A 19,159-nucleotide genomic window follows, 5' to 3' on the forward strand; every position below is an offset into this window, starting at 1 on the left:
TCTCCACACGCTGTCCCCAGATCCGTCCACAGCAACCGTTTGGCGAGTGTCGTAGGGCGGCCCTAACCTCACCGAAGGCCGCGATTCATGCGTCCGTCACGTCGCGGTTAGCGGGGCCGCGAAACGAAGTACCCGGGGAGGTGTGCAGTTGACAGTCGGGGACAACGTCCTGCCGCCTGATACTCACGCGGATCCGGGGCCGGGGGAGCCGCCGGAGCCACAGCAGGAGTCGCTGCGGCAGCCGCCGCAGGACATCGCGGCCGAGCAGTCCGTCCTCGGCGGCATGCTGCTCTCCAAGGACGCCATCGCCGACGTCCTCGAACGCATCAAGCCGGACGACTTCTACAAGCCCGCACACCAGGCCGTCTACGACGCCATCCTCGAGCTGTACGGCAAGGGTGAACCCGCCGACGCGGTGACCGTGGCGGCCGAACTGGAACGCAAGGGCGAGCTGCGCAAGGCCGGCGGCGCCCCCTACCTGCACACCCTCATCTCCACCGTCCCCACGGCCGCCAACGCCGGGTTCTACGCGGAGATCGTGGCGGAGAAGGCGGTGCTGCGCCGACTGGTGCAGGCGGGCACGCGCATCGTGCAGTACGGCTACGCGGGCAGCGACGGCCAGGACGTCGCCGAAGTGGTGGACCGGGCGCAGGCCGAGGTCTACGACGTCACCGAACGCCGCCAGACCGAGGACTACGTGATCCTCGACGAACTGATGCAGCCGACCCTCGACGAGCTGGACTCGATCGCCTCGCGCGGCGGTATCTCATTGGGTGTGCCGACCGGGTTCGCCGACCTCGACTCCCTCACCAACGGCCTGCACCCGGGCCAGATGATCATCGTCGCCGCCCGCCCCGGCGTGGGGAAGGCCCTTGCCCTGGACACGCCGCTGCCGACGCCCGACGGCTGGACCCGGATGGGCAAGGTGGCCGTCGGCGATCAGCTCATCGGCGCGGATGGTCGCCCGACCCGCGTGGTCGCGATCAGCGAGGTGATGACCGACCGTCCCTGCTACGAGGTCGAGTTCGACGACGGCGCCGTGCTGGTGGCCGATGAACAGCACCAGTGGGTCGCCGACATCGACGACGAGTCGCGGGTGATCACCACCGGTGCGCTCCGCGAGTTCGTCGGCCGGGCGTCGGTCGCCAACACCGCGCCGATCGAACTGCCCGAGCGCGAGTTCGCCTACGGCCCGTACACGGTGGCCGCACTGGCCGGCATGGCCTACGACGATCCGGAGATCGGGCTGCGCATCGACGCCGAGGGTCCGGTGGACGTGATGACCCTGATGGCCGACCTGGCCGGCCTCATCCCCGACGAGTACCTCCGCGGATCCATCGCCCAGCGCAAGGCGCTGCTCGCCGGTGTCCTGGACGCGCGGGCACGCGTGGAGGACGACGGCTGGATCACCATTCCGTCGGTCACCCGCCGCATGTCGGAGGTCCTCACCGACCTGATCGCGGGCCTGGGCTACACGTTCCGGCGTCAGCGCACCGGCTGGATCAAGATGGCCGCCGACGACGACGTGTTCACCGTTCACGAGAAGGCGGTGCGCCACAAGGAGCTGCGCGGCCGGGCCCGCGGCCGCCGGATCGTGGAGATCCGTCCGGTGCCGCCCGTACCGGTCCGGTGCGTGCAGGTCGACAACGCCGACCACCTGTACCTCGCCGGCGAGGCGATGGTGCCGACCCACAACTCGACGCTCGCCATGGACTTTCTGCGGTCGGCGTCGATCCACAACGGCAAGACGTCCGCCATGTTCTCGCTGGAGATGAGCAAGACGGAGATCGTCATGCGTCTGCTCTCCGCCGAGGCACGCGTCAAGCTCGCCGACATGCGTTCGGGAAAGATGTCCGACGACGACTGGGCGCGGCTGGCCCGCCGTATGGGTGAGATCAGCGAGGCACCGCTGTTCATCGACGACTCACCGAACCTGACGATGATGGAGATCCGGGCGAAGGCGCGCCGCCTCAAACAGCGGCACGACCTGAAGCTCGTCGTCGTCGACTACATGCAGCTGATGACGTCGGGCAAGAAGGTCGAGTCCCGTCAGCAGGAGGTGTCGGAGTTCTCCCGATCCCTCAAACTGCTGGCCAAGGAGCTCGAGGTCCCGGTGGTCGCGATCAGTCAGCTGAACCGTGGTCCCGAGCAGCGCACCGACAAGCGGCCGCAGGTGTCGGATCTGCGTGAGTCCGGTTCGCTGGAGCAGGACGCGGACATGGTGATCCTGCTGCACCGTCCGGACGCTTTCGAACGCGACGATCCCCGCGCCGGCGAGGCCGACATCATCGTCGGCAAGCACCGTAACGGCCCGACGGCGACCATCACCGTGGCGCACCAGCTGCACCTGTCGAAGTTCGTCGACATGGCGCGCGGCTGACGCCCGTGGCCGGTCTACGTACTGGCGGTCCTGATCGTGATCGCGGCGGTCGGAGCGGTCGACGGCACGCCAGCGCAGGACGCCGGAGACGGCGGCGAAGACGCCGGCGGCGATCACGAACGTGCCGAGCACGATGCGTGCCGTGGTGTTCCCGAACGGTTCGAAGAGATGGATCACCGCCACGCCCGCGGCGATCAGGCCGATCGAGGTGCGGATCCACGAGAGGACCGTGCGTTCGGCGGCGAGGGTGAAGCGGGCGTCGACGGCGCCGGGCGGGGCCGTGGGCGCGTCGGGATCGTCGGGCAGCGGGGGTCGGGACATGGGGCTCCTTCGGCCGATGCCGTCCCGGTCAGTCCGTGGCGGCGTCCGCGCGTAGTGCCGCGGCGTTGACCTTGGTCAGCACCGAGTGCAACTCCAGCAGGTCGTCCATCCCCACACCGAGTGCACCCACCACCTTGCCGGGGATCTCGACGGCCTGGTTGCGCAGGTCGCGACCGGCGTCGGTCAGGACGACGTCGACGCTACGCTCGTCGTCCTCTCTCCGCTTGCGTTGGATGAGGCCGTTGGCCTCGAGTCGCTTGAGCAGTGGGGAGAGGGTCGCCGAGTCGAGCTGCAGCAGATCGCCGAGCTCCTTGACCGAGAGCTTGTCGTGCTCCCACAGCGACAGCATCACCAGGTATTGGGGATGCGTCAGACCGAGCGGGTCGAGCAGGCGGCGGTAGATTTTGAGCACCGACCGGTTCGCGACGGCCAGCGCGAAGCAGACCTGCCGTTCCAGCAGCAGCGGGTTGCCGTCGATCTGGACTGCGCGGTCGGCGGGGGGAGTGCTCATGGACCCACTATACCGCGATTGAGTAGCGCACGATTGAATCGTGGTATGTTGGGCACTGTTGAATAGTGCACGACTGAAATGGATGGACTGACATGAGCCGCCCGAACCCGCTGCAGTGGATCGCCTACTCGTACGGAGCCACGCTGCCCGACAGCAAGCGCGACTGGGTCGCCAACGACCTGATGGGCCGCACCGCGGTGATCCGGCACATGATCCGGATGCAGTTCTGCTTCAGCCCGATCTACCTGATCCTGTATTTCGCATTCCCCGGCCCCTGGTGGATACGCGCGCTCATGGTGCTGCTCGGCGCCTCGCTGGCGCTGATCTTCTCGGTCTCCTACATGGATCAGAACCGCGCCCGCCGGCTCGCCAAACACGGATTCGGCAACGACCCCCACACCTACCGGCAGCAGGCGCAGCAGCGGGCGCGCAAAGAGGAGTACGACGCCATCTATCGCGCGGGCCGCACCGACGACGCGGATGCGGCCTGACGGCGGCACCCTCATCTGAGAACGCACGTGATCGGAATCGCTCGGATTCTGATCACGTGCGTTTCCACACTTTCTGCCGTTCCACGGCTTGTGCGCGGCCGCCACCGGACTAGCCTCGAAGTCCATGAGCGCCGAGAACCCCCAGCCAGCGGTGCAGGCGCGCGGCATCACCCAGACCGGTCCCTGGGGCCGCGTCTACGGTCCCCTCGACCTCGACGTTCCGGCCGGCGGGCTGACGATCCTGCGTGCCCCGTCCGGGCCCGGCCGCACCGCCCTGCAGATGACCCTCGCCGGCCGCATGAAACCGCACGGCGGCACCCTGTCGGTCTTCGGTGAGACCTCGATCAAACGGATCTTCGCGCAGTCGGCGCTCGCCGCCATCGAAGCGCTCGACAGCGTCTACGCCTCGGTGCGCGTCGTCGACCTCGTCACCGAGAAGCTCCGCTGGGACGCACCCTGGTACCGGCTCGTCCGCAAGGCCGACCAGCAGCACTACGAGGCCGTGTGCCGCCCCGTCTTCGGTGAGCTGCCCCTGCCCCCGCTGCACGAATACGTGGAGAACCTGACCGAGCTCGACGGCATCCTGCTGCGCGTCGCCCTCGCCAACACGCAGCGGCCCCCGCTCCTGGTGGTCGGCAACATCGATCAGGTCACCAGCGACGTCAACCAGCGGCTGCTGGTCCAGCGGCTGGCCGCCCTGGGCGAACAGCAGACCGTCATCACCTGCACCGTCAACGAGGTCGACCCGGCACTCGACTACCGCGAGGAACTGCCCGTCGAACTGCTGCCGGTCGATGCGCTTCCGGCCGACGACGACGCCGTCGAGATCGCCACGGTGCCTGATAGAACAGCGGTGCCTGATACGACGGCGGTGCCGGACACGAGAGGGGGTGAGTGAATGCTCGCCGGAATGTCACTGGGCACCGAGCTCAAGCGCTACTCCAAAGGCGCCATGCCGCGCCTGGCCATCGTCACCATCATCCTGCTGCCGCTGCTGTACGGCGCGATGTACCTGTGGGTCTACTGGAATCCGTTCAACGAGGTCAACAAGCTGCCGGTCGCCCTGGTCAACCAGGACACCGGGGCACAGGCCAACGGACAGGACCTCAACGCCGGCGACCAGGTGGTCGACAGCATGGTCAAGTCCGGCCAGCTCGACCTGATCCCGACCAGTGCCGCCGACGCCGCCGACGGACTCGCCCACGGCCGCTACTACTTCACCATCACCCTCCCGCAGGACTTCTCGTCGTCCATCGCATCGGCCACCACGAAGGATCCGCACAAGGCGCAGGTCCAGTTCGCCTTCAACGACGCCAACAGCTATCTGGCGGGCGTCATCGGCAACACCGCCGCCACCCAGGTGACCAGCGCGCTCAACGAGCAGATCGGCGGGCGCTCCGTCGACCAGATCCTGGTCGGCCTGCAGACCGCCGGAAGCGGGCTCGAACGTGCCGCCGACGGCGCCGGACAACTTCAGGACGGCACCGAGCAGCTGATGGCCGGTACCGGCCGCGCCAACGACGGCGCCCAGCAACTCGCCGACGGCGCGAACGAGCTCGCCACCAACATGGCGACGGCCAAGGACGGCGCCCAGCAGCTCGCCGACGGGAACGCACAGCTCGCCGACGGCATCGCGCAGGCCACCGGGCCGCTCAAGCCGCTCCTGTCCCAGGTCCAGGGACTCGGTGTCACGTCGGCGGACGCGGCACAACTCGGACAACTCAGTGGACAGCTCTCCACCCTCCTGTCCGCGGTCGGCCAGGCCGGCGTGCAGCAGTCGCAGGCCGCGCAAGCCGTCGAGCAGACCATCGCCTCGCTGCGCGCCACGGGTGATCCGAACGCCCGCGCCCTCGCGAACGGGCTCAAACCGGTGCTCGCCTTCCTCACCAGTGGCGGCATCGACCCGGACACCCGCGCGCAGGCGGAGAAGTACAGCGAACAGGCCGGCACCCTGTCCCGGCAGCTGAACGATCCGGACTCGTCGCTGCGGTCGATGCTCGACGCGGTCAACTCCGGTGAGCTGGCCGGAAAAGTCGATCAGCTGAGCGACGGCGCCCAGCAACTGAAGGACGGCTCGGCGAAGCTGGCCGACGGTCTCAATCAGCTCAACGACGGCAGCCAGCGGCTGGCGGCCGGCGCGGACCAGCTGGCCGGGGGCCTGCCCGAACTCGACGACGGCGCCCATCGCCTGAACGACGGCGCCAGCCAGTTGCACACCGGCCTGGCCGACGGCGTCAAACAGATCCCCGACTTCGGGGGCTCCGACCAGCGGCAGAAGGCGTCGGCCAATCTGTCGTCGCCGGTGGCGCTGAAGACGTTCAAGCACAATGCGGCACCGAACTTCGGTACCGGCTTCGCCCCGTTCTTCCTGCCGCTCGCCCTGTTCATCGGGACCATGATCATCTGGATGCTGCTCAAACCCATCCAGCCGCGACCGTTGGTGGGCGGTCTCAGCGGACTGCGCACCGTCCTGGCGTCCTACTGGCCGGCCAGTCTGATCGCCGCCGCGCAGGTGATCGTTATGTTCACGGTGTCGCACTTCTTCGTCGGGCTCGACCCCGCCCATCCGCTCGGCATGCTCGGCTTCATGCTGCTGGTGGGGGCGGCGTTCCTCGCGCTGATCCAGATGCTCAACGTGCTGCTCGGCGTCGCCGTCGGCCGGGTGGCGTCACTGGCGGTGCTGATGGTGATGATCGTGTGCTCCGGCGGCGTCTACCCGGTGGAGACCACCGCGCGACCCGCGCAGCTGCTGCACCCGTACGACCCGATGAGCTACGCCGTCACGGGGCTGCGGCAACTGATCGCCGGCGGAATCGACGGCCGGCTCTGGCACGCGGTCATCGTGCTGGCCTGCATCATGGCGGGGGCACTCGCCGTCAGCGCGTGGGGCGCCCGCCGCAACCGTCAGTACACGATGGTGCAGCTGTTCCCGCCCATCCAGGTGTAGGTCAGCCGGCCAGGGCGATGAGCTTGGCGACGGTCCGCAGATTGCGGCCGGTGCCGGGCACGCCTAGTCCCTTGGCGATCGAGGCCGCCGTCAGCTTCGACTTGCCGGGGCCGACCGGATAGTCGATGTGCAGGTCCCGGCCGATCACCGCGAGACGTTCCCCCGCCCCGAAGTCGCGGGCGACGAACGCGTCGGCGAGCTCCGGCTCCGGTGTGCCGGCCAGAAAGTAGATGTGGCCGTACGGGGCGTCGGAGAGATCCGGCCCCGTCCCGAACGGGTGGGCGTCCAGCGCGGCCTGCAGTTCCCCGGGGTCCCGGGAGATGACCTCGCGGAAGAACCCGAACTCGGTTTCGATGGCCTGCTCGAGTGCCCGGTCGAAACCGTCGGGGTCGGCGGGCGGGCGGCACAGCAGATTGCCGGACGCGATGTACGTGCTGACGTCGGTGGCACCCAGTCCGGCCGCGATCTCCCGCAGCCTCGCCATCGGCAGCGTCGCGCCGCCGACGTTGACCGCCCGTAACAGATGTACCCGTGTCGTCGACATGCCTCGAGTCTGTCATCACCGGTCCGACGGGCGCCCCGGTAGCGTGGAACACCATGAGCGATGCAGCCGGAACCGATGCGACGGTGGAGATCTCCACGGACGGCGCCTGCCTGGGCAATCCGGGCGTCGGCGGATGGGGTGCGGTCTTGCGGTACAGGGGCAAGGAGAAGCGCATCTCCGGCGCCGAGACCGAGACCACCAACAACCGGATGGAACTCACCGCCGCGATCGAGGCGCTCGCACTGCTGACCCGGCCCTCGAACGTCGTCATCTGGACCGATTCGTCGTACGTCAAGGACGGGATCACCAAGTGGGTCGCCGGCTGGCAGCGCAACGGATGGAAGACCGCCGCCAAGAAGCCGGTCAAGAACGACGATCTGTGGCAGCGCCTCCTCGACGAGGAGAAGCGGCACACCGTGCAGTGGCGCTGGGTGAAGGGCCACAACGGCGACCACTACAACGAGATCGCCGACGACCTCGCCACCTCCGCGGCCCGGAACCTGCGCGACGCCCCGTGACCATGATGGGGCCGCCCGGAGGCGGCGGTGGTCGCGGCGGAGCCTTCCGCGGCGTCGACGAGGCGCGGCAGCGGGAACTGAACGCCGCCGCCCCGCACGTTCCGCACCTGTGGCGGCGAGTCGCCGCCCTGTTCCGTCCCTACAAGGGCCAGCTCGCCCTCACCGCCGTCCTGGTGATCGCCGGTGCGGCGGTCGCCGTCGTCCCGCCGCTGCTGGTCCAGAAGATCTTCGACCACGCACTGTTCCCCGTCCACGACGGTCACGTCCAGTCGGTGGACGTCCGGTTGCTGGTGATCCTGTGCGCCGCGATGTTCGGGCTGTTCCTGCTGTCGGCGGCCCTCAACATCGGGCAGACGTGGTCCACCGCCTCGGTCGGCAACGCGGTCACCGGTGACCTGCGCGTGCAGCTCTTCGAGCACCTGCAGGACATGGAACTCGCGTTCTTCACCCGCACCAAGACCGGTGTCATCCAGTCCCGTCTCCAGAACGACGTCGGCGGCGTCTCCGGCGTGCTCACCAACACGGTCACCAGCATCCTCGGCAACGTGGTCACCGTCGCCGCCTCCGTCGTCACCATGGTGGTGCTGAACTGGCGGTTGACGATCATCGCGCTGGTGCTGCTGCCGATCCTCGTCGTCGTTCAGCGCAAGGTGGGGCAGCGCCGGGTCCGGATCGCCGCGGCCACCCAGGAGTCGCTGAGCGAACTGACCGCGATCACCCAGGAGTCGCTGTCGGTGTCCGGGGTGATGCTGTCCAAGTCGTTCAACCGGCAGCGCGTCGACTCGGCCAAGTACCGGGAGCAGAACGATCAGCAGGTGGCGTTGCAGGTGCGCCGGGCGATGAGCGGATCGGGCTTCATGGCTGTGGTCGGCGTCATCATGTCGAGCGTGCCCGTCGTCATCTACCTGGTGTCCGGGCTGTTCATGAGCCACGGAAACGTGGTGATCTCCGCCGGCACCATCGTCGCCTTCACGACGGTGCTCGCCCGAGTCCTGCAGCCGATGACCGGACTCATGCGGGTGGCCCTCGACGTTCAGACCTCGCAGGCCCTGTTCGCCCGCATCTTCGAATACCTCGACCTGGTTCCGGCCGTCGCGGACGCCCCCGATGCGATCACCGTCGAGGAGGCCCCGGGACCGATCGGGCGCATCGAATACCGCGACGTCGTGTTCGCGTACCCGGACGCGGCACCCGGCTCGCGGCCGACCCTGGACGGCGTCTCGTTCGTCGCCGAACCCGGCCGGCACGTGGCCTTCGTCGGACCGAGCGGTGCCGGCAAGACCACCATCATGTATCTGACGCCGCGCCTCTACGAGGCGACGAGCGGATCGGTCCTGTTCGCCGGTGAGGACGTGCGCCGGCTGGTCGGAACCTCGATCATCGACCACGTCGGGATCGTGTCGCAGGAGACCTACCTGTTCCACGCCACCATCGCCGAGAACCTGCGGTACGCGAAACCCGACGCCACCGACGACGACCTGGTGCGGGCATGCACCGACGCCAACATCCACCACGTCATCGCCGGCTTCGAGAACGGATACGACACGATCGTCGGTGAACGCGGCTACCGGCTGTCGGGCGGCGAGAAGCAGCGTCTGGCGATCGCCCGGGTCCTGCTGAAGAATCCGCCGGTGCTCCTGCTCGACGAGGCCACTTCTGCCCTCGACACCGTCTCCGAGCGGGTCGTCCAGGAAGCGCTCGAACGCGCCGCCGTCGGTCGCACCACGCTGTCGGTCGCCCACCGGCTGTCCACCGTGCGCGACGCCGACGTCATCAACGTGCTCGTCGACGGCCGGATCGTCGAATCCGGTGACCACGACGACCTGCTGGCGCTCGGCGGCGTCTACGCGGGACTGGTCGCCGAGCAACGCTGATTCGGCTGTGCCCGGGCCCTCGGCGTGCTCGAGGTACTCGGCGCCTTCGGTCTGATCCTGCCGCCGCTGACCGGCATCGCGCCGTGGCTGGCGCTGGCCACCGCGATCGGACTGACGCTCGTGCAGGTCGGGGCCATCGCCCTGCACGTCAGCCGCAAGGAATACAAGCAGCTGGGCCTCAACTACGTCCTGCTGGCCGCATCGATCGTGCTCATCTGGCTGGCGACCGTCTGGCTATAGAGGCCCAGCCGGGCCCGCTCAACCATCGGGCGGGGGTGCGTCACTCGATGGCGGCGGCGAACTGCGAGTTGTACAGCTCGTAGTACGCGCCCTTCGCCTCCAGCAGCTGATCGTGGGTGCCCTGCTCCACGATGTGACCGTTCTCCATCACCAGAATCAGATCCGCGTTGCGGATCGTCGACAGGCGGTGCGCGATCACGAAACTGGTGCGATCCGAGCGCAGCGCCGCCATCGCCTGGCCGATCAGCAACTCGGTGCGGGTATCCACCGAACTCGTCGCCTCATCCAGGATCAGGATCGTCGGCTGCGCCAGGAAGGCGCGGGCGATCGTGATCAGCTGACGTTCGCCGGCGCTCACACCGCCGCCCTCGTCGTCGATCACCGTGTCGTAGCCGTCGGGCAGCGACCGGACGAAATCGTCCACCCGGCTGATCCGGGCCGCCTCCAGCACCTGCTCGCGTGACGCATCCGGATCGCCGTAGGCGATGTTGTCGTAGATGGTGCCGCCGAACAGCCACGAATCCTGCAGCACCATGCCGGTGCGTTCGCGGAGATCGGCGCGCGTCATCTTCATCGAGTCGGCGCCGTCGACGGTGATGGTGCCGGAGTCGACGTCGTAGAACCGCATGATCAGGTTGACCAGGGTGGTCTTGCCGGCACCGGTCGGGCCGACGATCGCGACCATCTGGCCGGGCTCGGCGGTCAGCGACAGATCCTCGATCAGCGGCTTGTCCGGACGGTACGAGAAGTCGACGTCGTCGAACACGATGCGGCCGTGATCGGAGTCCGGGGTGATCGGGTCGGCCGGATCGGGGGTCTCCTCCGGCTCGTCCAGAACGTCGAAGATGCGTTCCGCCGACGCGACACCGCTCTGCATCTGGTTGAACATCGACCCGATCTGGGTCAGCGGCTGCGTGAACTGGCGCGAATACTGGATGAAGGCCTGCACCTCACCGAGGCTCAGCTGGCCGGACGCCACCCGCAGACCGCCGACGACGGCCACCGCCACGTAGTTCAGGTTCCCCAGGAACATGATCGCGGGCATGATCATGCCGGAGATGAACTGCGCCCTCCAGCTCGACTCGTAGAGCTTCTGGTTCTCCTCGTCGAAGACCCGCTCGACCTCACCGCGCCGACCGAACGCCTTCACCAGCTCGTGCCCGGTGAACGCCTCCTCGATCTGGGCGTTCACCTTGCCGGTGGACGCCCACTGGCCGATGAACTGCGGCTTCGATTTCGACGCGATCAGCGCGGTCGCGACGATCGCCAACGGCACCGTCGCCAGGGCGATGCCCGACAGCAACGGCGAGATGGTGAACATCATGATGAGGATCGCGATCACCATCAGCACCGAGTTCAGCAGCTGCGAGATGGTCTGCTGCATGGACTGCGACAGGTTGTCGAGATCGTTGGTGACACGGCTCAGCAGATCGCCGCGGGCCGCCGAGTCGTAGTACGACAGCGGCAGGCGATGCACCTTCTCCTCGACCTCGCCGCGCAGCCGGGTGATGGTGCCGACCACGATGATGTTCAGCAGATAGGCGCCCAGCCAGCCGCACAGTGCCGCACCCAGGTACAGGATCAGCACGGTCAGCAGAACGTTGCCGACGGCATGGAAATCGACACCCTGCCCGGGAGTCACGTCCATCGCCGCGACCATGTCCGCGAACTTGCCCTGACCGTGCGCCCGCATGCCTTCGACGGCCTGCTCCTTGGTGAGCCCGGCCGGCAGTTTGCCGCCGATCACACCACTGAACAGCAGGTCGGTGGCGTGACCGAGGATGCGCGGTGCGATGGACGTCAGCACCACCGAACCGACCATCGCCACCACGACCACGATCATCCGGATCCGGTAATACCGCAGCTGGCCCACGAGCCGTTTGAGCGACGGCCCGAACGAGCGGGCCTTCTCCATGCTCGGCGCCATCCCCGGAGGCCCGCCGCGGGTCACGACGCCTGTCCGATCGCGAGCTGGGATTCGACGATCTCCCGGTACGTCGGGCACGAAGCGATCAACTCGTCGTGTGTGCCCAGACCCACGGGGTGACCCTTGTCGAGCACCAGGATCTGATCGGCGGTGGTGATCGTCGAGATGCGCTGGGCGACCACGATCACCGCAGCGTCCCGGGTGACCGGTGCGAGCGCGGCCCGCAAGTGTGCGTCGGTGGTCAGATCGAGCGCCGAGAAGGAATCATCGAACAGGTAGATCGCCGGGCGGCGGATCACCGCGCGGGCGATCGCGAGCCGCTGACGCTGCCCGCCCGACACGGTGGTGCCGCCCTGGGCGACCTCGGTCTCCAGCTGCTCGGGCATGGCCTTCACGAAGTCCTCGGCCTGCGCGATCCGCAGCGCCTCCCACATCTCGTCCTTGGTGGCGTCCGGCTTGCCGTTGCGCAGGTTGTCGGCCACCGTCCCGGAGAACAGGTAGCCCTTCTGCGGCACCAGGCCGATGTGCTGACGCAACGCGTCGGGATCCTGCTCGCGGATGTCGACGCCGCCGATCCGGACCGCACCGCCGGTCACATCGAGCAGGCGCGGCACCAGATTGATCAGGGTGGTCTTGCCCGCGCCCGTGGACCCGACCACCGCGGTGGTCGTGCCGGGTGCGGTGGTCACGGTGATGTCGCGCAGCACCGGCTCGTCCGCTCCCGGATAACCGAACTCGGCGTGGTCGAACTCGACCACCGCCGGATCACCGGTCATCGGCTTCGGGTCGGCGGGCGCATGCACCGACGGCTCGGTGTCGAGGACCTCGCAGATGCGTTCGGCGCAGACACCCGCGCGCGGGGCCATCATGGCCAGGAACGACGCCATCATCACCGACATCATGATCTGCATGACGTAGCTCATCATCGCGGTCAGCGCGCCGATCTCGACGCGCCCGTCGGCGATCTGATGGCCGCCGAACCACAGCACCGCGATCATCGTCAGGTTGGTGATCAGCATGACCAGCGGGAACATCAACGCCATGATCCGGCCGACACGCAGCGACGCCTCGGCCAGACGGTCGTTGGCGACACCGAACCGGCGGATCTCGTAGGGCTCGCGGACGAACGCCCGCACCACGCGGATACCGGTGATCTGTTCGCGCAACACCCGGTTGACGTCGTCGATCCGGGTCTGCATGGACCGGAAACCGGGGATCATCCGGGTGATCAGCAGGCCCATCACGATGCCCAGCACCGGAACCGCGACCACCAGGATCCACGACATCGGCATGGCCACCCGGATACCCATGATGATGCCGCCGATCATCATGATCGGGGCCATCACCAGGATCGACATACTCATCACCGACAGCAACTGCACCTGCTGGACGTCGTTGGTGGTGCGGGTGATCAGCGAGGGCGCACCGAACTGGCCCACCTCGCGGGCCGAGAAGTCGTCGACGCGATGCAGAAGGTCGTGGCGCATGTCGCGGCCGGCGCCCAGCGCGGCCCGGGCACCGAAGTACATCGCGGCCACCGAACAGATCACCTGGGCCGCGGACACCAGCAGCATCCAGCCGCCCGTCCGGAGAATGTAGCCGGAATCGCCCTTGGCCACACCGTCGTCGATGATGTCGGCGTTCAAGGTGGGCAGATACAGCGACGCGACCGTGGCCACGAACTGCAACAGCACCACCGCGAGCACCATCACGCGATATTTGAGGACATACGTCCGGATCAGGCGGATGAGCACCCGATCAGCCTACGCAGCCTTCCGACACCGGGCGAGCCGGTTTCCGATTCGCCGGAGTCAGGCGTCGCGATCGCCGTGTTCGCCGGAATCGGTGTGTGTGGCGCGCTTGGTCGTCGCGCGCTTACGGGCCGCGGACTTGGTGGCCGTCTTCTTGGCGGGGGTCTTGCGGGTCGTCTTCTTGGCGGGCGTGGTTTCGACACGGGGCGTCGTCGTCGCTGCGCTCCGTCGACGACCCGGCTCAACCGTCGTGGAGACCGACGCGGCGGTCGGCTCAACCGTCGAGGAAGCGGATGCGGCGGCGGGCTCAGCCGATGCGGAGACGTGGGCGTCGTGATCGTCGACGACCACCTTCACGTTGTCCTCCACGATCTCCGGCGGAGTCGCCTTCGCGCGACGCGCGCCGGTGACCCGGGCGTGCTCGGTGCGCACGTTCTTCGCCAGCACCTCGCCACCGGACTCGGTGAGCGCGCGTTTCCACGGCAGCGTCCCGTCGATCTCGATCTGGATCGACATCGACAGGATGGTCCGCAGGATGACGATCACGCCCAGCACGGCGACGTTCTCCAGCGACGGATCCGACGTGATGGTCCGGATCAGGTCGGCGGCGACCATGATCTCCAGGCCCAGCAGGATCGACCCGCCCAACGACGTCCGCAGCAGGGAGAACGAGCCGCCGGCGTGATCGATGAACCGCTTGCCGGCCATCAGGAACGAGACGATGAATCCGATGCTCATCGCGATCACGCCGACCGACTCGAAGATGTCGGCGACGGAATCGAACACGTCGTGGAGTTTCATGCGCTACTTCTGACGGAGGGGAACGGCCGCCTCATCGGTGAAGTTCAGGTACGTGAACGACTCGATGAAGTACAGGTTCACGTTATCGGTGTCGTGCGAGTCGTAGCCGATCGACACGTCCTGACCGATGGTCAATTCGAAATCGCCGCCGCGCGTGCTCAACAGCACGGCGTCGGTGATGGCCGGCGCCCAGATGATTTCGCCGTCGGTGAGGATCCGCTGCAGATGCTGGCGGACCGGGTAGCCGTCGTTGACGGTCTCGTTCACATCGGCGTACAGGTCGGCCGACAGCGCCAGCGAGTACGGACCGTCGACCGAGGCCAGACGCAGCTGGTTGATGGCGGCCGACAGGGCCTCCGGGTAGTCGGTCACGTCGGCCGGCAGCTTGATGGCGTCGCCGGCCGCGGCCTCGCAGAATGCCGGTGATACCGGCCGCCTCGTAGCCGGCGAAGATCGCCCGGTCCTCGGCGCGGGCCAGGTCGGCGGCGGCCTGCACCACCGGATCCCAGTCGGAGTCGTTGGCGCCGCGATCGACGTTGTCGATCGCCTCCCGGGACAGGGCGAACGGCACCTTCAGCTCGACCAGCGGCTGGGTGTGCCGGATGTAGGCCTCGATGCCGTCGCCGGGAGCGTCGATCTTCGCGCGATGACCCAGCGTCACCGAATCGACGTCCAGCCCCAGCGGACCCTTCACGTCCACCAGGCGGCGGCCGGCGCTGTTGCGCTTGAAGGAGCGGGAGGCCTCCTCCTCGATCTGCGCCCATGCGGCGTCGGAGATGGGGGCGAGTTCGCGGTGAAGATTGTTCATGGGTTTCTCCTTCTATCGGTGGTCGATGTCAGCGCAGGCTGCCGATACCCAGTGAGCCGTCGCGGCGCGGGGTGTCGGTGCCGGAGGTGGTGTCGGGGGCCTCGGCCGAGGTGGTTCCGGCCGGAGCCTCCGGCATAGCGTCGAGGAACTCCAGAGGCGGTGCGAAGAACTGGGCGCCGCTCACGGCGGTGGTGAAATCCAGCAGGCGGTCGTAGTTGCCGGGAGGGTCGCCGAGGAACATGTTGCGCAGCATTCTGTTCGCTGACGTCGGGACCGGACGAGTAGGCGATGTAGAAGGTGCCGCGGTCGCCGCCGACGTCGCCGTACGGCATGTTGTCGCGGACGATGTCGATCTCTTCACCGTCCGGGCCCTCGATGACGTTCAGGGCGATGTGCGAGTTGGCCGGCTTGACCTCGTCGTCCATCTCGATGTTGTCGGCCTTGGTGCGGCCGATCGCCTTCTCCTGATCTTCGACCGACAGCGACTCCCACGCACCGAAGTCGGTGACGTAGCGCTGGGTGACCACGTAGCTGCCGCCGGTGAACGCCGGATCCTCGGCGCCCACGGTGATCGCGTCGATGGCCTCCTGGCCGACCGGGTTCTCGGTGCCGTCGACGAAGCCGATCAGATCGCGCAGATCGAAGTACCGGAAGCCGTGCACCTCCTCCTGGCTGGCGACCGCGTCGCCGAGCTGGTCGGAGAACTTGCGGCCCACCTCGTAGCAGAGGTCCATCTGGTCGGCCTTGATGTGCAGCAGCAGATCGCCCGGCGTCGCCGGGGCGCTGTGCACCGGACCGTCGAGCGGCGTGAACGGGCGCAGCGACTTCGGACGCGGACCGGTGAACAGGCGGTCCCAGGCGTCGGAACCGACAGCGGCGATCGCGGTGAGCGCGGCCTCGGGTTCGCGGGATCCGACCGCACGCACCAGGCTCGGAAGGCCGGCGACGGCGTCACGCACGGTCTGCTCGCCGCCGGGTTCGATGGTGAGGATGAGGAAGATCGCGCAGCGGGTCTTGCGCGTCAGAATCGTCTGTCCGGTGCTCACGGCATCCACCTTATCCGCGAAACGGACAGCGGAACGGCGAAGGCCGGGTGATCCTCGACGGATCACCCGGCCTTCGTGGCTCGGATCTCGGCTCAGCGTCCGAAGAACGCCGGGCGGAACGTGGTGTACCACGACTCCTTGAAGTTGCTCTGCCAGTAGTCCCACCAGTGCGCGCCGTCCGGCGTGATGTTGGTGGTCAGCTTGACGCCCGGAACGGTGGCCAGGCGAGCGCTGTAGATCCGGGTGGAGCCGGAGGCCGCGACCTCGAGGGGCACCATCTGGACGTAGTGAACGGCGTTGAACTTCGGGCTCAGCGGCTGCAGCGAAGCGTCGTACTTGCTGCCGATGCCGCTGCCCGAGGACAGGTAGACGCGCTTGCCGGCGAGGTTGCCCGCGGTCAGGAACGGGTCGTTGGCGGCCCACTCACCGGCCGGCCAGACGCCCCACATGTTGGTTGGGTTGCCGCCCATGTCGGCGACCGCGGCCTGGATGCCCTGGCCGAAGCCCGGCATGGTGACCGTCGGGTAGCCCGAGTAGGAGGCGACGGCCTTGTAGAAGTTCGGGTGACGCGACGCCAGGTTCAGCGCCGAGGTGCCCGACATCGACAGGCCGGCGACCGCGTTGCGGCGGTTGTCGCTGCCGTGATTGCGCTTCATGTAGGCCGGCAGCTCGCGGGTCAGGAAGGTCTCCCACTTGTTGAGACCGAGCTTCGGGTCGCGCTGCTCCCAGTTGGTGTAGAAGCTGCCGCCGCCGCCGAACGGGATGGCGACGTTGGTGCCCTTACCGCGCATCCACTGCGCGATGTTGGTGTTGATGATCCAGCCGCTGCTGTTGTTCGGGGCGCGCAGGCCGTCGAGCATGTACAGGGTCGGTGCCCCGCTGCGGTCGGCGGAAACGATGCAGACCGGGACGTTCCGGTGCATGGCGTTCGAGTGAACCGACTCGACGGAGCCGCCGTTGCAGCCGCGGGCCTCGGCGGGCGAATCGATGGTGGCGGCGGCGGTGCCGGCCAGGGTGGCGGCGGCGAGGACGCCGGCCATCACGCGCTTACGGGCGCTGGAGAACATGCAATCTTCCTTTAGCGATCTCGGCCGATAGGCCAACGGTCGTTATGTGGTGAACTCCCCCCGGAAGCTCTCGAGCGCCGAACCGGCGCACCGACACAGGGTACAAGGACCCGTGGGACCACTCCGCCCAGAAGGATAACGGACGGATAACAAGCGAGCAAAAGCCCGGGTGGACCACACTGCCGATTAAGGTGTGGGATGAGACACAGTCGGGGGACGCGTGGTGCGCCGTGAGAGGCGCCGCCGGTCGGAAGGAAATCGATCCGTGGGTGAGAAGACAGAGGCCGATGCGGTCGTCGTGGGATCCGGGCTGGCGGGCCTGGTCGCGACCTACGAGCTGACGCAGGCCGGTAAGCGCGTCATCGTCGTCGACCAGGAGAACCGGGCGAATCTCGGCGGGCAGGCGTTCTGGTCGCTCGGCGGCCTCTTTCTGGTCGACTCCCCCGAACAGCGCCGGCTGGGCATCAAGGACTCACCGGAACTGGCATTGCAGGACTGGCTCGGGTCGGCCGGCTTCGACCGCGAGGATCAGGACTTCTGGCCGCGCCAGTGGGCGCGCGCCTACGTCGACTTCGCGGCGACCCAGAAGCGCGACTACCTCCGCAAGCTCGGCCTGAAGTTCACCCCGGTGGTCGGGTGGGCCGAACGCGGCGGCGGCTTCGCCGATGGCCACGGCAACTCGGTGCCGCGCTTCCACATCACGTGGGGCACCGGCCCCGAGGTGGTCCGGGTCTTCGCCGAACCGGTCCGCAGAGCCGAGCAGCGGGGCCTGGTCGAGTTCCGGTTCCGGCACCGCGTCGACGAACTGATCGTGTCCGACGGCAAGGCCGTCGGCGTCCGCGGCAGGACCCTCGAAGACTCCGACACCGCGCGCGGTGTGGCTTCTTCCCGCGTCGAGACCGGCGACTTCGAGGTCCGCGCCGGCGCGGTGATCGTCACGACCGGCGGTATCGGTCACAACCACGACCTCATCCGCAAGAACTGGCCCACCGAGCGCCTCGGCCCGGCACCCGAACACATGATTCCGGGTGTGCCCGCCTACGTCGACGGCCGGATGCTCGACATCGCCGAGAAGGCCGGCGCCAATCTGGTCAACCGGGACCGGATGTGGCACTACACCGAAGGCATCCACGACTGGAACCCCATCTGGCCGAACCACGCGATCCGGATCATCCCCGGTCCGTCGTCGCTGTGGCTCGACGCCGACGGCAACCGCTTCGACCCACCGAACTTCCCCGGCTTCGACACCAACTCGACCATGAAGGCGATTCTGGCGACCGGCTACGACTACTCCTGGTTCGTGCTCACGCAGTCGATCATCGAGAAGGAATTCGCGCTGTCGGGCTCCGAACAGAACCCGGACATCACCGAGAAGTCGGTCGCGACCACCGCCAAGAGCCGGCTCGCCAGGGGCATGCCGGGGCCGGTCAAGGCGTTCGCCGACCACGGCGTCGACTTCGTGGTCCGTGACAACCTGCCCGACCTGGTGGCCGGAATGAACGAGATCGGCCGCGGCGGTCACATCGACCTGCAACAGCTCGAGCGCGTCATCTCCGCCCGCGACACCCAGGTGGAGAACGGCTACTCGAAGGACGCCCAGATGATGGCGATCACCAATGCCCGCCAGTACCTGGGCGACAAGGTGACGCGCGTGGCCAAACCGCACCGGCTGCTCGACCCCGACCACGGCCCGCTGATCGCGGTGCGACTCAACATCCTGACCCGCAAGACGCTCGGCGGTGTGGAGACGAACCTCGACTCACAGGTGATGCGGCCGGACGGGACCGCGTTCGACGGTCTCTACGCGGCGGGCGAGGTCGCCGGGTTCGGCGGCGGCGGCGTCCACGGCTACAACGCCCTGGAGGGCACGTTCCTCGGCGGCTGCATCTTCTCCGGCCGCGCCGCCGGTCGCGCGGTGGCCCGGCAGGGCTGA

General features: G+C 67.9%; 13 protein-coding genes and 4 pseudogenes. 8 read left to right on the plus strand and 9 right to left on the minus strand.

Annotated features, from left to right (window positions below; translation table 11 throughout):
- The first annotated feature begins 232 nt into the window (after nucleotides 1-232).
- On the plus strand, nucleotides 233-2,380 hold the full coding sequence (dnaB, locus tag QM774_RS11720) for a replicative DNA helicase (RefSeq protein WP_414976654.1): 2,148 nt from the start codon (nucleotides 233-235) through the stop codon (nucleotides 2,378-2,380).
- 114 nt (nucleotides 2,381-2,494) lie between these two features.
- Here dnaB and QM774_RS11725 read toward each other — a convergent pair.
- Nucleotides 2,495-2,701 (minus strand): annotated as a pseudogene (locus tag QM774_RS11725) (DUF202 domain-containing protein); the annotation flags it as partial.
- 28 nt (nucleotides 2,702-2,729) lie between these two features.
- Complete coding sequence (locus QM774_RS11730) at nucleotides 2,730-3,212, minus strand: MarR family winged helix-turn-helix transcriptional regulator (RefSeq protein WP_414976043.1); 483 nt, start codon at nucleotides 3,210-3,212, stop codon at nucleotides 2,730-2,732.
- 92 nt (nucleotides 3,213-3,304) lie between these two features.
- Between QM774_RS11730 and QM774_RS11735 the strand changes: the two genes are divergently transcribed.
- From QM774_RS11735 to QM774_RS11745, 3 genes are all read left to right on the plus strand, one after another.
- Nucleotides 3,305-3,703: a DUF5313 family protein gene (locus QM774_RS11735; RefSeq protein WP_414976044.1), complete on the plus strand. Its 399-nt coding sequence runs from the start codon at nucleotides 3,305-3,307 to the stop codon at nucleotides 3,701-3,703.
- Between the two features lie 124 nt (nucleotides 3,704-3,827).
- Nucleotides 3,828-4,601, plus strand: coding sequence for a hypothetical protein (locus QM774_RS11740; RefSeq protein ID WP_414976045.1), 774 nt, complete (start codon nucleotides 3,828-3,830; stop codon nucleotides 4,599-4,601).
- Complete coding sequence (locus QM774_RS11745) at nucleotides 4,602-6,650, plus strand: YhgE/Pip family protein (RefSeq protein WP_414976046.1); 2,049 nt, start codon at nucleotides 4,602-4,604, stop codon at nucleotides 6,648-6,650.
- Nucleotide 6,651: 1 nt separating this feature from the next.
- Here the strand turns inward: QM774_RS11745 and QM774_RS11750 are convergent, their stop codons facing one another.
- The gene (locus QM774_RS11750; protein WP_414976047.1) at nucleotides 6,652-7,194 is read right to left on the minus strand and encodes a DUF1697 domain-containing protein; all 543 of its coding nucleotides are present in this window, start codon (nucleotides 7,192-7,194) and stop codon (nucleotides 6,652-6,654) included.
- 53 nt (nucleotides 7,195-7,247) lie between these two features.
- On the opposite strand from QM774_RS11750, the gene rnhA reads away from it, so the two are divergent.
- The 3 genes and pseudogenes from rnhA to QM774_RS11765 all read left to right on the plus strand — a co-directional run.
- Nucleotides 7,248-7,712, plus strand: coding sequence for a ribonuclease HI (gene rnhA / locus QM774_RS11755; RefSeq protein ID WP_414976048.1), 465 nt, complete (start codon nucleotides 7,248-7,250; stop codon nucleotides 7,710-7,712).
- Nucleotides 7,713-7,717: 5 nt separating this feature from the next.
- The gene (locus tag QM774_RS11760; RefSeq protein WP_414976049.1) at nucleotides 7,718-9,586 is read left to right on the plus strand and encodes an ABC transporter ATP-binding protein; all 1,869 of its coding nucleotides are present in this window, start codon (nucleotides 7,718-7,720) and stop codon (nucleotides 9,584-9,586) included.
- Between the two features lie 21 nt (nucleotides 9,587-9,607).
- Nucleotides 9,608-9,826: pseudogene (locus QM774_RS11765) on the plus strand (DoxX family protein); the annotation flags it as partial.
- Between the two features lie 40 nt (nucleotides 9,827-9,866).
- Here the strand turns inward: QM774_RS11765 and QM774_RS11770 are convergent.
- From QM774_RS11770 to QM774_RS11795, 6 genes and pseudogenes are all read right to left on the minus strand, one after another.
- Nucleotides 9,867-11,753, minus strand: a complete 1,887-nt coding sequence (locus QM774_RS11770; RefSeq protein ID WP_414976050.1) for an ABC transporter ATP-binding protein — start codon at nucleotides 11,751-11,753, stop codon at nucleotides 9,867-9,869.
- A gap of 20 nt (nucleotides 11,754-11,773) precedes the next feature.
- Nucleotides 11,774-13,507 carry an ABC transporter ATP-binding protein gene (locus QM774_RS11775; protein WP_414976051.1) on the minus strand — a complete coding sequence of 578 codons (1,734 nt, stop codon included), beginning with the start codon at nucleotides 13,505-13,507 and terminating at the stop codon, nucleotides 11,774-11,776.
- Between the two features lie 57 nt (nucleotides 13,508-13,564).
- Nucleotides 13,565-14,305, minus strand: a complete 741-nt coding sequence (locus tag QM774_RS11780) for a DUF1622 domain-containing protein (protein ID WP_414976052.1) — start codon at nucleotides 14,303-14,305, stop codon at nucleotides 13,565-13,567.
- Between the two features lie 3 nt (nucleotides 14,306-14,308).
- A pseudogene (locus QM774_RS11785) lies at nucleotides 14,309-15,113 on the minus strand (family 1 encapsulin nanocompartment shell protein).
- A 28-nt stretch (nucleotides 15,114-15,141) separates the two neighbouring features.
- A pseudogene (locus tag QM774_RS11790) lies at nucleotides 15,142-16,159 on the minus strand (Dyp-type peroxidase).
- Nucleotides 16,160-16,251: 92 nt separating this feature from the next.
- Nucleotides 16,252-17,226, minus strand: coding sequence for an alpha/beta hydrolase (locus QM774_RS11795; RefSeq protein WP_414976053.1), 975 nt, complete (start codon nucleotides 17,224-17,226; stop codon nucleotides 16,252-16,254).
- 265 nt (nucleotides 17,227-17,491) lie between these two features.
- On the opposite strand from QM774_RS11795, the gene QM774_RS11800 reads away from it, so the two are divergent.
- The gene (locus QM774_RS11800; RefSeq protein ID WP_414976054.1) at nucleotides 17,492-19,159 is read left to right on the plus strand and encodes an FAD-binding dehydrogenase; all 1,668 of its coding nucleotides are present in this window, start codon (nucleotides 17,492-17,494) and stop codon (nucleotides 19,157-19,159) included.

It is taken from the genome of Gordonia sp. (in: high G+C Gram-positive bacteria) (assembly GCF_047600565.1).
GTDB lineage: Bacteria > Actinomycetota > Actinomycetes > Mycobacteriales > Mycobacteriaceae > Gordonia.

What these genes read in the sequence shown, in the direction of transcription:
- QM774_RS11740 (WP_414976045.1), top strand. Translation starts at nt 3,828, where the DNA reads ATGAGCGCCGAGAACCCCCAGCCAGCGGTGCAGGCGCGCGGCATCACC.
- QM774_RS11770 (WP_414976050.1), bottom strand. Translation starts at nt 11,753, where the DNA reads ATGGCGCCGAGCATGGAGAAGGCCCGCTCGTTCGGGCCGTCGCTCAAA.
- QM774_RS11730 (WP_414976043.1), bottom strand. Translation starts at nt 3,212, where the DNA reads ATGAGCACTCCCCCCGCCGACCGCGCAGTCCAGATCGACGGCAACCCG.
- QM774_RS11750 (WP_414976047.1), bottom strand. Translation starts at nt 7,194, where the DNA reads ATGTCGACGACACGGGTACATCTGTTACGGGCGGTCAACGTCGGCGGC.
- QM774_RS11735 (WP_414976044.1), top strand. Translation starts at nt 3,305, where the DNA reads ATGAGCCGCCCGAACCCGCTGCAGTGGATCGCCTACTCGTACGGAGCC.
- QM774_RS11795 (WP_414976053.1), bottom strand. Translation starts at nt 17,226, where the DNA reads ATGTTCTCCAGCGCCCGTAAGCGCGTGATGGCCGGCGTCCTCGCCGCC.
- QM774_RS11780 (WP_414976052.1), bottom strand. Translation starts at nt 14,305, where the DNA reads ATGAAACTCCACGACGTGTTCGATTCCGTCGCCGACATCTTCGAGTCG.
- QM774_RS11745 (WP_414976046.1), top strand. Translation starts at nt 4,602, where the DNA reads ATGCTCGCCGGAATGTCACTGGGCACCGAGCTCAAGCGCTACTCCAAA.
- QM774_RS11760 (WP_414976049.1), top strand. Translation starts at nt 7,718, where the DNA reads ATGGGGCCGCCCGGAGGCGGCGGTGGTCGCGGCGGAGCCTTCCGCGGC.
- rnhA (WP_414976048.1), top strand. Translation starts at nt 7,248, where the DNA reads ATGAGCGATGCAGCCGGAACCGATGCGACGGTGGAGATCTCCACGGAC.